Origin of the sequence: Actinophytocola sp. (assembly GCF_036555685.1) — a bacterium.
Lineage (GTDB): Bacteria > Actinomycetota > Actinomycetes > Mycobacteriales > Pseudonocardiaceae > Actinophytocola.
The window spans coordinates 1-2,350 of record NZ_DATBKY010000076.1; the positions used below are offsets into that span (position 1 = coordinate 1).

1 protein-coding gene and 2 pseudogenes are annotated in these 2,350 nt (G+C 68.4%); 2 read left to right on the plus strand and 1 reads right to left on the minus strand.

The window, feature by feature from the left end; all coding sequences use genetic code 11:
* Together VH969_RS07965 and VH969_RS07970 are read left to right on the plus strand one after the other, a co-directional pair.
* Window positions 1-807, plus strand: an 807-nt coding sequence (locus tag VH969_RS07965; protein WP_331972800.1) for a carbohydrate ABC transporter permease, incomplete at its 5' end; no start/stop codon positions are given.
* A gap of 19 nt (window positions 808-826) precedes the next feature.
* Window positions 827-2,005, plus strand: a pseudogene (locus VH969_RS07970) (ABC transporter ATP-binding protein); the annotation flags it as partial.
* 208 nt (window positions 2,006-2,213) lie between these two features.
* Here the strand turns inward: VH969_RS07970 and VH969_RS07975 are convergent.
* Window positions 2,214-2,350 (minus strand): annotated as a pseudogene (locus VH969_RS07975) (chromosome partitioning protein ParB); the annotation flags it as partial.

Genomic DNA, 2,350 nt, shown 5'->3' on the forward strand with positions numbered 1-2,350 from the left:
ACCGGCTGGGCGACGGCGAACTTCGTCGTCATCGCGCTGGCGCTGATCCCGGTGCTCTGGCTGGTCTCGCTGTCCTTCAAGACGCCCACGGCCGTGCTCGACCCGTCGTTCATCCCGTCCCAGTGGACCTGGGGGAACTACAGCGGGATCCTGACCTCCTCGCAGTTCCTCCGGCCGCTGGCCAACTCGATCGGCATCGGCATCATCTCCACGGTTATCGCCGTGGTCCTGGCCGCCATGGCGGCCTACGCGGTCGCGCGGCTCCGGTTCCCCGGCAAGAGCGTGCTTATCGGGATGGCGCTGCTGATCGCGATGTTCCCGCTGATCGCGCTGGTGACCCCGCTGTTCACGATCGAGCGCGCGCTGGGGCTGTTCAACACCTGGCCGGGCCTGATCATCCCGTACGTCGCGTTCGGGCTGCCGCTGGGCATCTACACGCTGTCGGCGTTCTTCCGTGAGATCCCCTGGGAGCTGGAAAAGGCGGCCAAGGTCGACGGTGCCTCCCCCTTCCAGGCGTTCGTCAAGGTCATCGCCCCGCTCGCCGCGCCCGGCATGGTCACCACGGCGATCCTGGTCTTCCTGGCCTGCTGGAATGACTTCCTGCTGGCGATCTCGTTCACCTCGACGATCAGCTCCCGGACGGCGCCGGCCGCCATGCAGTACTTCAGCGGCGGATCGGTGTTCACCATTCCGACCGGCCCGATCGCGGCCGCCGCGGTGGTCATCACCATCCCGATCATCATCTTCGTGCTGTTCTTCCAGCGCCGGATCGTAGCCGGGCTGACGTCCGGCGCGGTCAAGGGCTAGCGGAGTTAAGGAGAGACAAGTGGCCGAAATCGTGCTCGAGCACATCACCAAGCGTTTCCCGGACGGATCGCTCGCCGTCAACGACTTCAACCTGAATATCGCCGACGGGGAATTCGTCATCCTGGTCGGCCCGTCGGGCTGCGGCAAGTCGACGACGCTGAACATGATCGCCGGCCTGGAGGACATCACCTCGGGTGAGCTGCTCATCGGCGGGCAGGTGGTGAACACAAAGTCGCCCAAGGACCGCGACATCGCGATGGTCTTCCAGAGCTACGCGCTGTACCCGCACATGACCGTGCGGGAGAACATGGGCTTCGCGCTGAAGCTGGCCAAGACGCCGCAGGCCACGATCACGGAAAAGGTCGAGGAGGCGGCCAGGATCCTGGACCTCACGCAGCTCCTGGACCGCCGGCCGGCCAACCTGTCCGGCGGGCAGCGGCAGCGGGTCGCGATGGGCCGGGCGATCGTGCGCGACCCGGCGGCGTTCCTGATGGACGAGCCCCTGTCGAACCTGGACGCCAAGCTGCGCGTGCAGACGCGTACCGAGGTGTCGCGGCTCCAGCGGCGCCTGGGGACCACGATGGTCTACGTCACGCACGACCAGACCGAGGCCCTGACACTCGGCGACCGGGTCGCGGTGATGCGCACCGGCGTGCTGCAGCAGGCGGCCTCCCCGAAGGAACTCTACGACCGGCCGGTCAACCTGTTCGTGGCCGGCTTCATCGGGTCGCCGGCGATGAACTTCCTGGCCGGCACGCTCGAGGATGGCATGCTGCGGACGACCCTCGGGGACATCCGGCTCAGCGACCGGATGCGGCGCGAGGTGGAGCGCTCCGGGACCGGACGCGACGTCATCGTGGGCCTGCGGCCGGAGAACTTCGAGGACGCGGCGCTGGTCTCGCCGGACAACCGCCCGCACGGGATCACCTTCCACGCCACCATCGACGTCTACGAGTCCCTGGGCTCCGACGTGTTCGTCTACTTCACGCACGGCCGCGACAAGGGCGTGAGCTCCGCTGAGCTCGAAGAGCTGGCCCAGGACTCGGGACGCGCGGGCGGCGCCAGCGGCGAAACGATCGTCGCCAGGCTCGACGCCGCCACCCGCATCGCCGAGGGCCAGGATGCCGAGCTCTGGGTGGACGCCCGGGCCGCACACATCTTCGACCCGGCCACCGGCCGCAACCTGTCGCTGGCTGGCGACGGAGACGGCGACGGCGGGGCTGCCACCGTGCGGACGGCCTCGGGCGCGGACGCCGCACAACAGGAAACCGTCCAAGCGGAAGCCGTACAACCTGAAGCCGCGCAGCGTGAAGCCGTACAACCGGAAACTGTCGATCCGAACGCCACGGCCACCGACATCCGGGCCGTTCCCGGGCAGGCCGGCCAGGCCGGACAGGGCGGCGAGGCTACCTGACCTTTCGCCGCAGGCGCTCGATGATCTCGTCGTTCCATTCGTGGGTCCGGATGAGCCGGTACCGCTCGGCCGCAATCCGCATGTAGGCCTCGGCCTCGGTGCGGGAGCCGATCATGTCGGCGCCCCGGA